This is a genomic window from Pseudomonas sp. NPDC087358, from assembly GCF_044900785.1.
Classification (GTDB): Bacteria; Pseudomonadota; Gammaproteobacteria; order Pseudomonadales; family Pseudomonadaceae; genus Aquipseudomonas.
Map to the genome: position 1 here is coordinate 138,210 of NZ_JBJDOA010000007.1, position 16,580 is coordinate 154,789.

Below are 16,580 nucleotides of genomic sequence, written 5' to 3' on the forward strand. Positions count from 1 at the left end.
CGCGTGGCTGGTTCCGCGATCTGCCGCGAAGCGGCAGCAAGACCGGACCCTCTGGACGTGTCTGAGGCACCGCATGCAAGGGTGTCGCGGCCGTTTCCCGCACGATCGTGGAACAGGCCACCCTCCTACAGATCATCTCTGCGGTTACTCACTCCGGAATCGGCAAGTTCAGGCTTTCCTTCACCTCTTCCATGACGATATAGCTCTTTGATTCGCGCACATGGGGCAGCTTGAGCAGGATGTCCCCCAACAGCTTGCGGTACGAAGCCATCTCCGAAATACGCGCCTTGACCAGATAATCGAAGTCGCCCGAGACCAGGTGGCACTCCAGCACATGGGGCAGCTTCAGGACCGCCCGGCGGAATTCCTCGAAAGTATCCCCCGATTTGTAGTCCAGGCTGATCTCGACGAACACCAACAGACTAGCCTTGAGGTTCTGCGGATTGAGCCTGGCGTTGTAGCCCATGATGATGCCTTCGCGCTCCAGGCGGCGAACCCTTTCCGTACATGGCGTGGTGGACAGCCCCACGCGCTCTCCCAGCTCGGTGAAAGAGATTCTGCCGTCGCTTTGCAGGATGCGCAGGATGTTGCGATCAATCTTGTCCAGCTCACGTTTGGACTGATGTTGGGTGCGCATTGAAACCCCCCTCTGCTAAAGCGTTGGTTGCCGAGAATTAAATCCAAATATAGGTGCTTATACAGTGAAAAGCACTGCTCGCCGCTTCATATACTGCCCACATCCTTGCTTAAAACTTCAAAACGTCAGCGGATATCCGCGATGAGGAAAACAACATGCGCGTTCTGGTCCTGGGAAGTGGCGTAATCGGTGTCACCAGTGCTTATTATCTGGCGCGTGCGGGCTTCGAAGTGACTGTCGTCGATCGCCAATCCGCTGCCGCCATGGAAACCAGCTTCGCCAACGCCGGCCAGGTTTCGCCGGGTTATGCCTCGCCGTGGGCCGCGCCGGGTGTGCCGCTCAAGGCCATCAAGTGGTTGTTGCAGCGTCATGCGCCGCTGGCGATCAAGGCTACCGCCGACATCGGTCAGTACCTGTGGATGGCGCAGATGCTGCGCAACTGCACGCAAAACCGCTACGCAGTGAACAAGGAACGCATGGTTCGGCTGTCCGAATACAGCCGCGACTGCCTCGACGAATTGCGCGCCGAAACCGGCATTGCCTACGAAGGCCGCAGCCTGGGGACCACTCAGCTGTTCCGCACGCAAGAGCAGCTGGACAACGCCGCCAAGGACATCGCTGTACTCGAACAGGCTGGCGTGCCTTACGAGGTGCTGGATCGCGAGGGGATTGCTCGCGTTGAACCGGCACTGGCGAGCGTCAGCAATATTCTCAGCGGCGCCTTGCGCCTGCCAAACGACCAGACCGGCGACTGCCAGCTCTTCACGACGCGTCTGGCAGAGATGTGTGTGAAGTTAGGCGTTGAATTCCGATTCGGCCAGTCGATCGAATCAATCGATTTCGCTGGCGACCGAATCAATGGCCTGCGCATCAATGGCAAGCTGGAAACCGCTGACCGTTACGTGCTGGCGCTGGGCAGTTACTCGCCGCAATTGCTCAAGCCGCTGGGCATCAAGGCGCCGGTTTACCCGCTCAAGGGTTATTCGCTGACAGTACCGATCACCAACCCCGAGATGGCGCCGACTTCGACCATTCTCGACGAAACCTACAAAGTGGCGATCACCCGTTTCGACAACCGCATCCGCGTGGGTGGCATGGCTGAAATCGCCGGTTTTGACCTGTCGCTCAATCCGCGTCGGCGCGAAACACTGGAGATGATCGTCAACGATCTCTATCCTCAGGGCGGCGACCTGGCTCAGGCGAGTTTCTGGACCGGGCTGCGTCCCACCACGCCGGACGGCACGCCAATCGTGGGTGCCACGCCGTACCGCAACCTGTTCCTCAATACCGGCCATGGAACCCTCGGCTGGACCATGGCGTGCGGTTCCGGCCGTCTGCTGGCCGATCTGATCGCCCGCAAACAGCCACAGATCAGCGCTGAAGGCCTTGATATTTCTCGCTACGCAAGTGCAAAGGAGATCGCAAAACATGTCAATCCAGCGCCAGCTCACCAATGAGCGCATGAGCCAGTTCGTCGTCCACAACGGCACCGTTTACCTTGCCGGACAAGTGGGCGACGACATGGCGGCGGGTATCGAGCAGCAGACCCGCGAGACGCTTAACAACATCGAGCGCCTGCTGGACCTGGCCGGCACCGACAAGAGCCGCATTCTGTCGGTGACCATTTACCTTAAAGACATCGATGCGCACTTCGCGGGCATGAACAGCGTCTGGGACAAGTGGTTGCCAAAAGGCTTCGCTCCGGCCCGCGCCACGGTCGAAGCCAAGCTGTGCGAGCCGGAGATTCTGGTCGAGTTTTCGGTGACTGCTGCACTGCCGTAAGTATTCGGCGCGTTTGCGGCGCGAACTGCGCGCCCCCTGCAGGCGTGAGCTTGCTCGCGGTGCGGTATGTCAGTTGGCGTATTGGTATCAGAGAGCCGGCAACCGCGAGCAAGCTCATACCTACACATCATCGTTACCCAAAATTCCAATCAAGAAGCCCCCACCATGCGTCCAGCCCGCGCCCTCATCGATCTTTCCGCCCTGCGTCACAACTACCAATTGGCTCGTCAAACCACAGGTGCCAAGGCCCTTGCCGTGATCAAGGCCGATGCTTACGGGCACGGTGCGGTGCGGATCGCACAGGCGCTGGAAGGCGAAGCCGACGGGTTTGCGGTGGCATGCATCGAAGAGGCGCTGGAACTGCGTCAGGCAGGCATCGCCGCGCCAATTCTTTTGCTTGAAGGCTTCTTTGAAGCTGACGAGCTGGCGCTGATTGTCGAGCACGATTTCTGGTGCGTCGTGCACTCGCTCTGGCAGCTCGACGCCATCGAAAAGACCCGCGTGAGCCAGCCGCTGAATATCTGGCTGAAGATGGACTCGGGCATGCACCGCGTCGGTGTTCATCCAGCCGACTACCAGGGCGCGTATCAGCGGCTGCTGGCAAGCGGCAAAGTGGCGAAAATCGTACTGATGAGTCACTTCGCCCGGGCCGATGAGCTGGTCAACATGCGCACCGAGGAACAGGTCGCGATCTTTCAGTCGGCACGCCAAGGCTTGTCGGCCGAGGTCAGCCTGCGCAACTCTCCGGGCGTGATGGGCTGGCCGAACGTGCCGAGTGACTGGGTACGGCCGGGCATCATGCTGTATGGGGCGACGCCTTTCGATCAGCCGCAATCGGTCGCCGATCGCCTGCGACCGGTGATGACCCTGGAGTCCCGGGTGATTTGCGTGCGCGAACTGCCAGCCGGTGAGCCGGTGGGCTATGGCGGCGCGTTCGTGGCCGAACGCGATATGCGCATCGGTGTAGTGGCCATGGGGTACGCCGACGGTTATCCGCGTCAGGCGCCGACCGGTACGCCGGTGATGATCGACGGCCATCGCAGCCAGTTGTTGGGGCGTGTGTCGATGGACATGCTGTGCGTCGACCTGAGCAACGTGCCGGGCGCAGGCCTGGGCAGCCGTGTTGAATTGTGGGGCAAAAACGTATTGGCCAGCGACGTCGCAGCCAGTGCCGGGACCATCCCTTATCAGATTTTCTGCAACCTCAAGCGCGTGCCAAGGCTCTATTCCGAGGCTTGAAAGCCTCCCCTCGAAGTCCCCCACCTGACCTGTGCGCGGCTCATGGCAGCCGCCAGTCCTTTTGCTAATCTGGCTGTAAGTTCAAGTGTTGTAAATACTGAACGCTGTTGCGATGATGGCGACCACTTGAACCCCGTTGATTATCAGGAGGACTCCAGCATTGGACGTCGGTGAACGACTGCAATCCATTCGTAAACTCAAGGGTCTGTCCCAGCGTGAACTCGCCAAACGAGCGGGCGTGACCAACAGCACCATTTCGATGATCGAAAAAAACAGCGTCAGCCCCTCGATCAGCTCCCTGCGCAAGGTGCTGGGCGGCATACCGATGTCCATGGTGGAGTTCTTCTCCGAAGAGCTGGAGCCGGAAAATCCCACCCAGGTGGTCTACAAAGCCAGCGAGCTGATCGATATTTCGGACGGCGCCGTCACCATGAAGTTGGTCGGCAAGTCGCATCCGAGCCGCGCGATCGCGTTTCTCTCCGAGGTGTACCCGCCGGGCGCCGACACCGGTGATGAAATGCTGGTCCATGAAGGCGAGGAGACCGGCATCCTGGTCGAAGGTCGCCTGGAACTGGTCGTAGGGCTCGATACTTATGTGCTTGAGGCTGGCGACAGCTACTATTTCGAAAGCACCCGACCACATCGCTTCCGTAATCCGTTCGACGTCCCGGCGCGTCTTATCAGCGCTGCCACGCCTGCGAATTTCTGATCAGCGAGCCCCAGCCCATCCGTAAGTCTCTGGTGGGGTATGGACTGGCCCCAAGCACAAGGTCGAAGCGCCAATAACCCTGTCATGTTCAGGGATGTTACGACCAACGGGCTACCCGCTATACTTTTGCTGCCTGCCGATACCGTGGCCGCGGGCGCGTTATAGCCACCATGAGGGTGAAAGCGTGAACCTTACTAATAAGATCCTGGCTGCAGTCGCATTTCTCGCTTTCTGGGCGTTCGCCGCTCAGGCCTCCACTCAAGATGACCTGGCCAAACGCCTGGAGCCGGTCGGGCAGGTGTGCGTCCAGGGCAAGGAATGTCCGGGTATGGATGTTGCCGCGACGGCTGGCGGTGCGGGCGGCGCCAAATCCCCTGATGACGTGATCGGCAAACACTGCAATGCCTGCCACGGGTCCGGCTTGCTGGGCTCGCCGAAGATCGGCGACGGCGCCGACTGGGGCAAGCGCGCCAAGGAGCAGGGCGGCCTCGACGGCCTGCTGGCCAAGGCCATCACCGGAATCAACTCGATGCCACCGAAGGGCACCTGCGCCGATTGCTCGGATGAGGAGCTCAAGGGCGCAATCAAGAAGATGTCCGGCTTGTAGGGATCTCACCCTCAGCCGCTTTTGATTCTGGTCGCAGCCGGGCTCCCAGGCCTTCCACGCAAAAGCGACCAACCCCTGTAGCAGTCAGGCTTGCCGGTGGTTTGGCCCTCACGCTCGCCACCGCTGGCAAGCCGGACTGCGGCAGAAGCGACGACAGACTGCGGACCGTGCCGAGTGCAGTTCGACGGCTTTGCAGCAATTCCCTCTGTTCCCCGGTCCAAGCTCAATCGAATAACAAACCAGGAGAGGCCGGATGCCGCATTCCTGCTCGATCGAGCAAGCTGTCGATCATGTGCTGACTGAGTTGCCGGCGCACATTCGCATGGGCATGCCCTTGGGATTGGGTAAGCCCAACCGATTCGCCAATGCGCTGTATGCGCGCATCAAGACCCTTCCTGAGCGGCAGCTGACGATCTACACCGCCCTCTGCCTGGGGCGTCCCGACGCTGGAGACGGTTTACAGTCCCGGTTTCTCGAGCCGTTTCTGGAGCGCGTATTTGGCGATTACCCGGAGCTGGATTTTCTCGCGGACCTGCACAAGAGCAATCTGCCGGCGAACGTGCAGGTCGAACAGTTTTTCATGCAGCCGGGCAGCCTGCTGGGCAGCCCCCAGGCGCAGCAGGATTACGTCAGCAGCAATTACAGCCATGCGGCCCGGGACATCAACGCCAATGGCCTGAATCTCGTCGCGCAGTTGGTGGCCCATGACCCGCAGCGTCCTGACTCGCTGAGTCTGAGCTGCAACCCGGATATCACTCTGGATCTGCTGCCGATGCTGGAAAAACGCCGTGCGGCGGGCGAACGCATCCTGTTGCTGGGTCACGTTCACGCCGATCTGCCATACATGCCCGGCGATGCCGAAGTGAATATCGATAACTTCGACCTGCTGATCGAGCACCAGGAGCGCAGCACGCTGTTCTCCACGCCAAACATGCCGGTTGGTATACAGGATCATTTCATCGGGCTGTATGCCAGCACCCTGGTGCGTGATGGCGGCACGTTGCAAATCGGCATCGGCTCGATGGGCGACGCGCTGACCGCCGCCTTGCTGGCGCGGCAGGCAGATAACGAAACCTATCGCGCATGCGTGTCCGAGTTCGACGGCATCTCCACCTGGAAGCCGCTGATCGAAGCAGAAGGCGGCATGCTGCCGTTCGCCAATGGTTTGTATGGCTGCAGCGAAATGCTCGTCAATGGCCTGCTGGTGCTGCTGGATGCGGGAATCATCCGGCGCAAGGTCTATCCCGATCCCGACCTTCAGAAACTGGCCGACGCCGGTGCGCTGGACGAGTCGATTCACGGCAACGGCGTGCTGATCCATGGCGGCTTTTTCCTCGGCCCTCGCAGCTTTTATGAGCGCTTGCGCGAGTTCTCACCGAGCCAGATGGCCCGGATCAACATGACGGCCATCAGCTACATCAACGAGCTGTATGGCGATGAAACCCTCAAGCGTCTGCAGAGGCGAGATGCACGCTTCATCAACAGCGCCTTCACCGTCACGCTGCTGGGCGCTGCGGTGTCAGACCAGCTGGCCGATGGGCGTGTGGTCAGTGGAGTCGGCGGACAGTACAACTTTGTCGCCCAAGGCCACGCCCTCGAGGGCGCGCGTTCGATTCTGATCCTGCGCAGCTGGCGGGAGTCGGGCGGAGAGGTCAGTTCCAATATCGTCTGGGAGTACGGTCACACCACCATCCCCCGGCACTTGCGCGATATTGTCATCACCGAATACGGAATCGCTGATTTGCGCGGCAAGACCGACGCCGCCGTCATCGAAGCCTTGCTCAACATCACCGACTCGCGCTTTCAACCCGCGCTGCTCGAGCAGGCGCAGAAGGCGGGCAAGCTGCCCAAGGGTTTGCGCCTCGATCCGCTGTTCAGCCAGAACACCCCTGAGCGGCTCAAGGAGATCGGCGACCGGTTCCCTTCGCTGTTCATCGAGTACCCGTTGGGCAGCGATTTCACCGCAGCGGAACGTGATCTGCTGCGCGCACTCAACTGGCTCAAGAGCAAGTTCAAGCTCACTGAAATCATCGAATTGGGCAAGGCAACGCTGGAAGCACCCGAGCCGAGCGCGTTCCCGGAGCATTTGCAACGCATGGGGCTGGATCAGCCGCAAGGCTTGCGTGAGGAGTTGTATCAGCGGCTGTTGTTGACGGGGTTGCAGGCTACCCAGGCCTGACGAGGCGTTTCCTGCTCCCTGATGCAGGGCGATGTTGATTTTCTGGAGCAGCACGGCTTGCCGGCGCAGGCGGTTTCAAGGGCGCCGCCGTGGCAAGCCGTGCTGCTCCAGGTAAACGTGTCAGGTAAGGGTTTTGACCACCAGCAAAATCGCGGCCACGAACCCCGTCAACGCGAACAGCTGCTGCAACCTCGGCCCCGCCAGGAAGCGGGCGACTTGCCGCCCGGCGATCAAACCGACAACGGCTCCTGCAGCGAACGGCAGACCCACTGTCCAATGCATGGCACCGCTTACGCTGGCGCTAATCACACTGCCGGTAGACACCAGCGCGATCACTGCCAGTGACGTGGCGACGATGCTCTTGATGTCCAGATCGGTGTAGCGCGTCAGCGCCGGGATGATCACGAATCCGCCACCCACCCCCAGCAGCCCGGACAACAGCCCGGACATCACGCCCGTGATCGCCAGAGACCGCGCGCAGGGCAACGTCCACCTCAGGCGACCCTCCAACGGGTTGAGCACGCAGGGTCGAAATGCTGCTCGCTCAGGCGGCTGCCCATGATGAAGCTCATGCGCGGCTTTGCGGTAGATGCGCCCGCAGGCGTACAGCAACACCAGCGCGAAGCCCAGCGCCAGCGGCGCGTTGGGCAATTGGTGCGCCAGCCACAATCCCAGCGGCGCAAAACCGATGCCGATCATTGCGATGAACAGCGCGGCGCGATAACGAACGATGCCCTGACGCAATCCCAGCAGCGCCCCGACCGCTGCCGCAAGGCCTACCGCCAACAAGCCCACTGGTGCGGCTTCGACCATCGTCAGACCCAGCCCGAATACCAGCAGGGGCACCGCAAGAATCCCGCCGCCGGCCCCGGTCAGCGCCAACACTGCGCCGATGATCGTGCCCAGGCCGGCGCCGATCATTTCGTGCTCACCCATTGTGCGCAGCATCTGTTGTCGATGCCGGCCGAGCGAGCCATTCGCGCCCCTTGAGCATGCCGTTCCAGTAGAGCTGCGGCAGTGCAGTGGCTTTCAACCACCAGGCCAGACGCGTCGGCCTGCGCCCATCGAGCAGCCAGCGCGGGAAGCTCGGCGCCAGCTTGCCACCATAGGTGAACTCGGCGAGGACGATCTTGCCGCGCTCAACCGTCAGCGGGCACGAACCGTAGCCATCGTACTGCGCCAGACGCGGCGCGCGTTTCAACGCCACCAGCACGTTATTGGCGACCACCGGTGCCTGCTTTCTGGCTGCTGCCGCGGTCTTGGCGTTGCTGGTACTGCTCGCATCGCCAAGCCCGTGGACATTGCTGAACTGACGATGGCGCAGGGTCCCTGGGTCGACGTCTATCCAGCCTGCAGCGTCTGCCAACGGGCTTTGGCGGATGAAGTCCGGGGCCGCCTGCGGCGGGACCACGTGCAGCATGTCGAACGCGCGAATCGTCGTTTCGCTGGAGCCGTCCGCCAGGGTGCGGGCAAAGGTCGCCTGCTGGCGCGGACCATCAACGGCAACCAGTCTGGAGCCAAACCTGAGGTCGATAGCGTACTTGCGCACGTACTCCATCAACGCCGGAACGTAGTCGGCGACACCGAACAGCACACCTGCGGCGTTGTGGAACTCGGTGCAGACCTGCGACAAGCGCGCGGATCTGCGCCAGTGATCGCAAGCCAGGTACATCGCTTTCTGCGGGGCTCCGGCACATTTGATCGGCATCGGTGGCTGAGTGAACAGTGCGGTGCCCTGCTTGAGTCGCTGGGTCAGCTCCCAAGTGTAGGGCGCCAGGTCATGGCGGTAGTTGGAAGTGACGCCGTGGCTACCCAGGCTCTGGTTCAGTCCATCGATGGCATCCCAGTCCAGCTTCAGGCCCGGGCAAACCACCAGTTGCTCGTAGCCGATGATTTGACCGTCATTGAGCACGACGCGGTTGTGCACCGGGTCGAAACTTGAAACCGCCGCTTTGATCCAGCGGGCTTTGGCGGGAATCACGCTGGCCATGCTGCGGGCGGTGGACTCGGGCTTGAATACGCCGGCCCCGACCAGGGTCCAGCCAGGCTGATAGTAGTGAGTATCGGCCGGGTCGATCAGCGCGATGTCCAGAGTGGCGTCACGGGCCAGCAGGCTGGCAGCGGTGGCGATACCGGCCGCACCGGCGCCGACGATGAGTATCTGGTGGTGGGAGGTGTTGGCAGGCATGGCAATCGGGTCCGTGAGTGAAACGTTGCGCGCGCTCCCCGTAGCAGGGCAGCCAAGCGGCGTTCGGCGCTGCTACAGGCGATGATTTATAGGGCGTTGATGGGGATCTTCAGATAACGCACGCCGTTGTCTTCAGGCTCCGGCAGCTGTCCGCCGCGCATGTTGATCTGCACCGAGGGCAGGATCAGCACCGGCATTTCCAGCGTCGCATCGCGTGCCTCGCGCATCTGCACGAAGGCGTCTTCATCAATGCCCTGGCGGATATGAATGTTGTGGCTGCGCTGTTCGGCGACGGTGGTCATGAACTTCAATTCGCGTCCGCCGGGCAAATAGTCGTGGCACATGAACAAACGGGTTTGCGGCGCCAGGCTGAGGATTCTGGCGATCGAGCGGTACAGCGTGCGCGCATCGGCGCCGGGGAAATCGCAACGTGCCGTGCCGTAATCGGGCATGAACAGGGTGTCACCGACAAATGCCACGCTCTGGCCGTCGACTTCGATCAGGTAGGTCATGCACGCGGGCGTGTGGCCAGGGGTATGCATCGCTCTGGCCTGCAATGAACCGATCTGGAACTGCGCGTCGTCGTCCAGCAGGCGGTCGAACTGGCTGCCGTCACGGGCGAATTCACCCTTGGCGTTGAACAGCGTGCCAAATACTTTCTGCACGCGGGTGATCTGACTGCCAATGGCCACGGCACCTCCCAGCTGCGCCTTCAGATAGGCCGCAGCCGATACATGGTCGGCGTGCACGTGGGTTTCCAGAATCCATTCCACCGACACGCCCAGTTCACGAACTCTGGCGATCAGTTTGTCTGCCGACTCGGTATGCGTGCGGCCTGATTTGGGGTCGTAGTCCAGAACGCTATCGATCAGCGCGGCCTTATGCGTCGAGCCATCCATGACCAGATAACTGATGGTCCCGGTCTGCGGATCGAAGAACGCCTCCACGCACAGTTTTTCGCCGATGATCATTAATGCTCTCCAGTGCCTGACGCCAAACCGGTTGGCAGTCGCGGCTAAGCAGTTTCAATAACCATGCCAGCAGGTGAGTGAATATTTGGCGAGGCGAGGCGGTTGCACTGCGGGGCTGCAGGCCTTGGCGAGTCGCGGGCCGGGCATCGATGACTGCCAATATTGGCAGTCATCTGGCAGAGCATGGCAGCAGCTGGCAGTGGTGGGGGCATTGGAGTAGTCTCGGCGCACGCGCAGGAGACCCACATGACCACCGTTTCGAATGCCCTTGCCAGCCCACAAATGCAGGCGCTGGTTTCCTACCTTGAACACGACACCCACCCTACGATCGTGCTGGATATCGACTACAACATAGTCGCCGCCAACACGGCCTACCAACGGCAGTTCGGGGTAGAGGGTCGGCCCCACGTCGGCGCCAAGTGCTATCAGGTTTCACACCAGTTCGCGGTGCCTTGCGATCAGGCGGGCGAACACTGCCCGATGCGCAAGGCGTTCGAAACCAGGGTGCCCGAGCGCGTCCTGCACATTCACCACACCCCGCGCGGTCCGGAGCATGTGGACGTCGAGTTGCGTCCGATCCTGGATGCGCAGGGCGAGGTGTTCGCTTATGTGGAGAAGCTCAACAGCGTCGCCGTGGCCTCGGTGCAACCGCAGCACAGCGGGCTGGTAGGCCGCTCTGGCGCATTCAATGAGGCGCTGACCGCCTTGCAGCGTGCGGCGCCTTCGCAGATTCCTGTTCTATTGCAAGGCGAGTCCGGGACCGGCAAGGAGTTGTTCGCCCGTGCCCTGCACGCCAGCAGCCCCAGGGCCAGCGGGCCGTTGGTGGTGGTCGACTGCACGGGGCTGACCGAAACCCTGCTGGAGAGCGAGTTGTTCGGTTACGAGAAGGGCGCTTTTACCGGTGCCTTGCAACGCAAGATCGGCCTGGCGGAGAGTGCTCACGGTGGCACCCTGTTTCTCGATGAGATCGGCGAAGTGCCCTTGCCCATGCAGGTCAAACTGTTGCGCCTGATTGAATCGGGCAGCTTCCGGCCAGTGGGCAGTTTGCGCACTGTGCATTCGGACTTTCGCCTCGTCTGCGCAACGCACAAGCCGCTCAAGGAGATGGTCGCCGCTGGCAGCTTTCGTCAGGACCTGTTCTACCGGATCAGCGCATTCCCGATTCGTCTGCCGTCGTTGCGCGAGCGCAGTGAAGACCTGCCGCTGTTGATCGAAAGCCTGTTGCGCCGCCTTGCCCCCGGCATTGCGCCGAGGGTTGACGATGAGGCGATGAAGCTGCTCAAGCTCTATCCGTTCCCCGGCAACATTCGCGAACTGCGCAATATCATGGAGCGGGCGCGCTTATTCACCGATGACGGGGTCATCCGCGCCCAAGACCTGCCGCCGGAAGTACGGGTTCGGCACAGCGTGGCGTCTACCACCACGCCAGGCAGGCGCAATGACCTCGAATCACTGGCCCACGCGCTGCAGGCGTTCGACGGTTCGCGCAGTGAGCTGGCCCGGCATCTGGGGTTGAGCGAGCGCACGCTGTATCGGCGGCTGAAGGCGTTGGGGGTTAACGAGTAACCGGCGATGTCCTACCCGTGGGAGTGAGCTTGCTCGCGATTAGCGGTGTGTCTGAAACGCAAGAGTCAATTGACAGACCGCGATCGCGAGCAAGCTCATTCCTACAGGGGCGTTCACTGGTCAAACGAAGGTCACGACTCCGCCATTCAGCGATTTGACCCGCGCCAGGGACTCTACGCGGTAACCCTGGGAATCGAGCTCTGCGCGGCCGCCCTGGAACGACTTCTCGATCACGATACCCAGCCCGGCAACGCTTGCGCCTGCCTGTTTGATGATCGAGATCAGCGCCTGCGAGGCCTTGCCGTTGGCCAGGAAGTCATCGATGATCAAAACACGATCACTGCTGGTCAGGTGGCGGGTGGAGATGGCGATGGTGCTTTCGGTCTGCTTGGTGAAGGAGTACACCGATGCCGAAAACAGGTTTTCGGTCAGGGTCAACGACTGGTGCTTGCGCGCAAAAATCACCGGAACGCCCAGCTTCAGGCCGGTCATCACCGCAGGTGCGATGCCCGAGGCTTCGATGGTGACGATCTTGGTGATGCCCGAGCCTGCAAACAACGTGGCGAACTCGTCACCGATCTGCTGCATCAGGACCGGGTCGATCTGATGGTTGAGAAACGCGTCGACCTTCAATACCTGGTCGGAAAGTACGATGCCTTCCTCGCGAATTTTCTTGTGCAGTGCTTCCACGTTGCTGTTCCTCAGAGCGCAAATGCGCGAAATAAAAGTGGATCGGTTATAGGTCTGTCGGCGCCTAGCGTTTGAGCATGGCCCGTATGTCCGCCAGTGCTGTGTTGCCGCGAACGGCTTTCACTTCCACGGGCGTGTCGTCGTTGCCTTCCCAGGCCAGATCGTCTGGCGGCAGTTCATCGAGGAAGCGGCTTGGCAGGCAGTCGATGATTTCACCGTATTGCTTGCGCTTGGCAGCGAAGGTGAACGCCAGTGTCTGGCGGGCGCGGGTGATGCCCACGTACGCCAGGCGACGTTCTTCCTCGATAGTGTCGGCTTCGATGCTGGAGCGGTGCGGCAGGATTTCCTCTTCCATGCCCATGATGAACACGTAGGGGAATTCCAGGCCCTTGGAGGCGTGCAGGGTCATCATCTGCACGCCCTCGGCGCCGTCTTCCTCTTCCTGCTGACGCTCGAGCATGTCGCGCAAGACCAGCTTGCCGATGGCCTCTTCGATGGTCATGCCGCCTTCTTCGTCTTTCTCCAGGGTGTTCTTCAGCGCCTCGATCAGGAACCACACGTTGCCCATGCGGTAATCGGCGGCTTTATCGCTGGAGCTGTTCTGGCGAATCCAGTTCTCGTAGTCGATGTCCATGACCATGCTGCGCAGCGCGGCAATCGGGTCCTGGGTCGCACATTGCTGGCGTACGCCGTCCATCCAGTGCTTGAAGCGCTTGAGGCGGTCGGTGAAGCGGCCATCCAGATGCTCGCCCAAGCCGATTTCGTCGGTAGCGGCGTACATCGACACCTTGCGCTCAGTGGCGTAGTTGCCGAGTTTTTCCAGGGTCGTGGAGCCGATTTCCCGGCGTGGCACGTTGATCACCCGCAGGAAAGCGTTGTCGTCGTCCGGGTTCACCAGCAGACGGAAGTAGGCCATCAGGTCCTTGACCTCCTGACGCCCGAAGAAGCTGTTGCCGCCCGACAGTCGATAGGGAATCTGGTGATGCTGAAGCTTGAGCTCGATCAGCTTGGCCTGATAATTACCGCGATAGAGGATCGCGAAATCGCTGTACGGCCGGTCGGTGCGCAGGTGCAGGCTGAGAATCTCGACGGCCACGCGCTCGGCTTCGGCGTCTTCGTTGCGGCAGCGAATCACGCGGATCTCATCGCCGTGGCCCATCTCGCTCCAGAGTTGCTTCTCGAACGCATGGGGATTGTTGGCGATCAGTACGTTGGCGCAGCGCAGAATACGGCTGGTGGAGCGGTAGTTCTGCTCCAGCATCACCACTTTGAGCGACGGGTAGTCGTCCTTGAGCAGCATCAGGTTTTCCGGGCGCGCGCCGCGCCAGGCGTAGATCGACTGGTCGTCGTCGCCGACCACGGTGAACTGGCAGCGCGTGCCGATGAGCATTTTCACCAGCAGGTACTGGCTGGCGTTGGTGTCCTGATATTCGTCCACCAGCAGGTAGCGGACCTTGTGCTGCCACTTTTCGAGGATGTCGGCATGCTCTTCGAACAGCTTCACCGGCAGCAGGATCAGGTCGTCGAAGTCCACGGCGTTGTACGCCTTGAGCGTGCGCTGGTAGTGGGTGTAGACGATGGCGGCGGTCTGTTCCTTGGGATTGCGCGAATTGGCCAGGGCTTCTGCGGGCAGGATCAGATCGTTTTTCCAGGCGCCGATCATGTTCTTGATCTCGTCGACGCCGTCGTCGCCGGAGTATTCCTTCTGCATGATGTCGGTCATCAGGGCCTTGACGTCGGTCTCGTCGAAGATCGAGAAGCCAGGCTTGTAGCCCAGGCGCGCATGCTCCTTGCGGATGATGTTCAGGCCCAGGTTGTGAAACGTCGATACCGTCAGGCCGCGCCCTTCGCCGTTGCGCAGCAGGGTGCCGACCCGTTCCTTCATTTCCCGCGCCGCCTTGTTGGTAAAGGTCATGGCGACGATGTACTGCGCGCGAATCCCGCAGTTCTGGATGAGGTGGGCAATCTTGCGTGTGATCACGCTGGTCTTGCCGGAGCCAGCACCGGCGAGCACCAAAAGAGGGCCGCCGACGTAGTTCACGGCTTCCTGTTGCCGGGGATTGAGTCGGGACATGAGGAAAAATGGGATCGCTTGCGAAATGGGCGGGCATTTTAACAGGGTCCGAGGATTGTGCAGCGACCGTCCGACACTGTGATGCGCCGCGCTATCTATATTTCGCCGTTTTGTTACATTTGCGCATCTCGCGGCGCATAACCGCGTTTGACGGCCCTCGTTTGAGTGGCCGTCAATGTCTTTAGCTTGTGTGGGGAGTCAGCTTGTCTACGCCTGTCGAACCGTTGCGTTTGCTGCTTTTGGCGGACACCCCGCAATGGTCAGCGTTATTACGCCAATGCCTGGCGCCGTTGGGGGATGCCGTATCCCTCGAGTGCGCGCCGAGCTGGGACGCTATTGGCAATCCGGCGGATCATCCGCACTCCCTGATCCTGTTCACTCCAGCGCATTTGCAGCCTGCCGCCGGCCAGTGCAGCTGGCCGACGGTGCTGCTGCTCGATGCCGAGCCTGAGCAGGACCCGCTGGGTGTCAGTGACTGGCTGGTACGAGACACCCTGACCACTCACAGCATTCGCCGTTGCCTGCGCCACATCCGTGAACGCGGCCTGTTGGAAACCACCCTGCAGCGCCTGGCCGAGCAGGATCCGCTGACCGGCATCGCCAATCGCCAGGGCTTTCAGACCCTGCTGGTGGCACGTCTGGCTGAATTCGACGGTCGCGGGCTGGCGCTTGGGCATCTGGACCTGGACAACTTTCGTCGCGCCAACGATGCGCTGGGCCATCAGGCGGGCGATCGTCTGATCCTGCAAGTGGTGGCGCGTTTGAAGAGCCAGCTTGAGGCCTGTGACCAACTGGCGCGTCTGGGCAGCGACGAATTTGCCTTGCTGATCGACACACGCCGCGCACCGGAACGGGCCGAGTGGATGGCTGAGCGCATCACCGAGGCGTTGTCCGAACCGTACTGGATCGACGGCGAAAGCCTGCTGATCGGCTGTAGCCTGGGCATCGCCCATGCGCGGGTCGACGGCGGCGCTGATCCATTGATGTGGCATGCGCACATTGCCATGCAGCAGGCCAAGGGCACGCAGGGTTGTACCTTCCACGTCTTCAACGAGCGCATCAACCGCAACGCCCGCAGTCTGGCCGATCTGGAAGGCGAGTTGCGCCGGGCGCTGCGTCGCGACGAGCTGGAGCTTCACTATCAGCCGCGCCTGTGCCTGAACACCGGAAAGATTCTCGGGCTCGAAGCGTTGGTGCGCTGGCGCCACGCCGAACGGGGTTTATTGCCGCCCAGCGAGTTCGTGCCGCTGGCCGAGCAAAGCGGGCTGATCGTGCCTCTGGGCTACTGGGTGATATCCCGCGCGCTGCGTGACATGCAGACCCTGCGCGAAAAAGGCCTGGCGCCGTTGCACATGGCGATCAACCTGTCGTTCCGCCAGTTTCAGGACAATCAGCTGCTGGCGACTTTGAGCCGGTTGATTGCCGATCGTGGCGTCGATGCGCAGTGGCTGGAGTTCGAACTCACTGAAACCGCGGTCATGCGTCGCAGCGACCTGGTCAAACAGACCATGGATGCGCTGGGCCGACTGGGTGTGCGTTTTTCGCTGGACGATTTCGGCACCGGTTTCTCGTCCTTCGTCCACCTGAACAGCCTGCCGATCACCTTGCTCAAGATCGACAAGAGCTTCGTTGGCGAAATGGAACAACGCGAAGAGAACCGTAAGCTGGTCCACGCCATGATCAATCTGGCGCACAACCTCAGCCTCGAGGTGGTGGCCGAAGGCGTCGAAACCGCCGAGCAACTGGCCCTTTTGCGCAGTTTCAATTGCGACCAGGCGCAGGGTTACCTGATCAGCCACCCGCTGGCGTTACCGGAACTGCTGGATTACCTGATGTTCGATGAGAGCAATCAGCGGTTGATGTTGGGGGCGTAGCGACTGTCGCGCCCTTCCCGACTTTCATTTGCGCTCACCACTGTCTTGCTTCCAGCCGCAGGCG

General features: G+C 61.3%; 14 protein-coding genes. 8 read left to right on the forward strand and 6 right to left on the reverse strand.

Annotated features, from left to right (window positions below):
• Nucleotides 1–148: 148 nt before the first annotated feature.
• Nucleotides 149–637, reverse strand: a complete 489-nt coding sequence (gene dadR, locus ACI2KS_RS17755) for a transcriptional regulator DadR (RefSeq protein ID WP_074754679.1) — start codon at nt 635–637, stop codon at nt 149–151.
• A 155-nt stretch (nt 638–792) separates the two neighbouring features.
• Between dadR and dadA the strand changes: the two genes are divergently transcribed.
• The 6 genes from dadA (at nt 793) to ACI2KS_RS17785 (ending at nt 7,153) form a co-directional block, all read left to right on the forward strand.
• Nucleotides 793–2,094, forward strand: coding sequence for a D-amino acid dehydrogenase (dadA, locus tag ACI2KS_RS17760; protein ID WP_404622292.1), 1,302 nt, complete (start codon nt 793–795; stop codon nt 2,092–2,094).
• The gene (locus ACI2KS_RS17765; RefSeq protein ID WP_404622293.1) at nt 2,066–2,419 is read left to right on the forward strand and encodes a RidA family protein; all 354 of its coding nucleotides are present in this window, start codon (nt 2,066–2,068) and stop codon (nt 2,417–2,419) included. The genes dadA and ACI2KS_RS17765 overlap by 29 nt, the downstream gene beginning before the upstream one ends.
• A gap of 165 nt (nt 2,420–2,584) precedes the next feature.
• On the forward strand, nt 2,585–3,658 hold the full coding sequence (alr, locus tag ACI2KS_RS17770; protein WP_404622294.1) for an alanine racemase: 1,074 nt from the start codon (nt 2,585–2,587) through the stop codon (nt 3,656–3,658).
• Between the two features lie 160 nt (nt 3,659–3,818).
• Nucleotides 3,819–4,367 (forward strand): cupin domain-containing protein, encoded by a 549-nt coding sequence (locus ACI2KS_RS17775; protein WP_404622295.1) that lies wholly within the window; start codon nt 3,819–3,821, stop codon nt 4,365–4,367.
• Nucleotides 4,368–4,551: 184 nt separating this feature from the next.
• Nucleotides 4,552–4,974: a c-type cytochrome gene (locus ACI2KS_RS17780; protein ID WP_404622296.1), complete on the forward strand. Its 423-nt coding sequence runs from the start codon at nt 4,552–4,554 to the stop codon at nt 4,972–4,974.
• A 253-nt stretch (nt 4,975–5,227) separates the two neighbouring features.
• Nucleotides 5,228–7,153 carry an acetyl-CoA hydrolase/transferase C-terminal domain-containing protein gene (locus ACI2KS_RS17785; protein ID WP_404622297.1) on the forward strand — a complete coding sequence of 642 codons (1,926 nt, stop codon included), beginning with the start codon at nt 5,228–5,230 and terminating at the stop codon, nt 7,151–7,153.
• A gap of 120 nt (nt 7,154–7,273) precedes the next feature.
• Here the strand turns inward: ACI2KS_RS17785 and ACI2KS_RS17790 are convergent, their stop codons facing one another.
• The 3 genes from ACI2KS_RS17790 to ACI2KS_RS17800 form a co-directional block, all read right to left on the reverse strand.
• Nucleotides 7,274–8,089, reverse strand: a complete 816-nt coding sequence (locus ACI2KS_RS17790; RefSeq protein ID WP_404622504.1) for a sulfite exporter TauE/SafE family protein — start codon at nt 8,087–8,089, stop codon at nt 7,274–7,276.
• Complete coding sequence (locus tag ACI2KS_RS17795) at nt 8,082–9,341, reverse strand: FAD/NAD(P)-binding oxidoreductase (protein WP_404622298.1); 1,260 nt, start codon at nt 9,339–9,341, stop codon at nt 8,082–8,084. The genes ACI2KS_RS17790 and ACI2KS_RS17795 overlap by 8 nt, the downstream gene beginning before the upstream one ends.
• An 86-nt stretch (nt 9,342–9,427) precedes the next feature.
• A complete protein-coding gene (locus ACI2KS_RS17800) occupies nt 9,428–10,312 on the reverse strand; it encodes an MBL fold metallo-hydrolase (protein WP_404622299.1) in 885 nt (294 codons plus the stop codon).
• A 246-nt stretch (nt 10,313–10,558) separates the two neighbouring features.
• Between ACI2KS_RS17800 and ACI2KS_RS17805 the strand changes: the two genes are divergently transcribed.
• Nucleotides 10,559–11,878: a sigma-54 interaction domain-containing protein gene (locus tag ACI2KS_RS17805; protein ID WP_404622300.1), complete on the forward strand. Its 1,320-nt coding sequence runs from the start codon at nt 10,559–10,561 to the stop codon at nt 11,876–11,878.
• Between the two features lie 120 nt (nt 11,879–11,998).
• Here the strand turns inward: ACI2KS_RS17805 and ACI2KS_RS17810 are convergent, their stop codons facing one another.
• Both ACI2KS_RS17810 and rep read right to left on the reverse strand, forming a co-directional pair.
• Complete coding sequence (locus tag ACI2KS_RS17810) at nt 11,999–12,568, reverse strand: xanthine phosphoribosyltransferase (RefSeq protein ID WP_404622301.1); 570 nt, start codon at nt 12,566–12,568, stop codon at nt 11,999–12,001.
• 64 nt (nt 12,569–12,632) lie between these two features.
• A complete protein-coding gene (gene rep / locus ACI2KS_RS17815) occupies nt 12,633–14,642 on the reverse strand; it encodes a DNA helicase Rep (RefSeq protein WP_404622302.1) in 2,010 nt (669 codons plus the stop codon).
• A gap of 203 nt (nt 14,643–14,845) precedes the next feature.
• On the opposite strand from rep, the gene ACI2KS_RS17820 reads away from it, so the two are divergent.
• A complete protein-coding gene (locus tag ACI2KS_RS17820) occupies nt 14,846–16,516 on the forward strand; it encodes a putative bifunctional diguanylate cyclase/phosphodiesterase (protein WP_404622303.1) in 1,671 nt (556 codons plus the stop codon).
• Nucleotides 16,517–16,580 lie beyond the last annotated feature (64 nt).

Bases quoted from the DNA above. Each gene is read 5' to 3' on its own strand.
- dadA (WP_404622292.1), top strand. From the start codon at position 793: ATGCGCGTTCTGGTCCTGGGAAGTGGCGTAATCGGTGTCACCAGTGCT.
- ACI2KS_RS17800 (WP_404622299.1), bottom strand. From the start codon at position 10,312: ATGATCATCGGCGAAAAACTGTGCGTGGAGGCGTTCTTCGATCCGCAG.
- ACI2KS_RS17785 (WP_404622297.1), top strand. From the start codon at position 5,228: ATGCCGCATTCCTGCTCGATCGAGCAAGCTGTCGATCATGTGCTGACT.
- ACI2KS_RS17790 (WP_404622504.1), bottom strand. From the start codon at position 8,089: ATGGGTGAGCACGAAATGATCGGCGCCGGCCTGGGCACGATCATCGGC.
- rep (WP_404622302.1), bottom strand. From the start codon at position 14,642: ATGTCCCGACTCAATCCCCGGCAACAGGAAGCCGTGAACTACGTCGGC.
- alr (WP_404622294.1), top strand. From the start codon at position 2,585: ATGCGTCCAGCCCGCGCCCTCATCGATCTTTCCGCCCTGCGTCACAAC.
- ACI2KS_RS17805 (WP_404622300.1), top strand. From the start codon at position 10,559: ATGACCACCGTTTCGAATGCCCTTGCCAGCCCACAAATGCAGGCGCTG.
- dadR (WP_074754679.1), bottom strand. From the start codon at position 637: ATGCGCACCCAACATCAGTCCAAACGTGAGCTGGACAAGATTGATCGC.
- ACI2KS_RS17765 (WP_404622293.1), top strand. From the start codon at position 2,066: ATGTCAATCCAGCGCCAGCTCACCAATGAGCGCATGAGCCAGTTCGTC.
- ACI2KS_RS17795 (WP_404622298.1), bottom strand. From the start codon at position 9,341: ATGCCTGCCAACACCTCCCACCACCAGATACTCATCGTCGGCGCCGGT.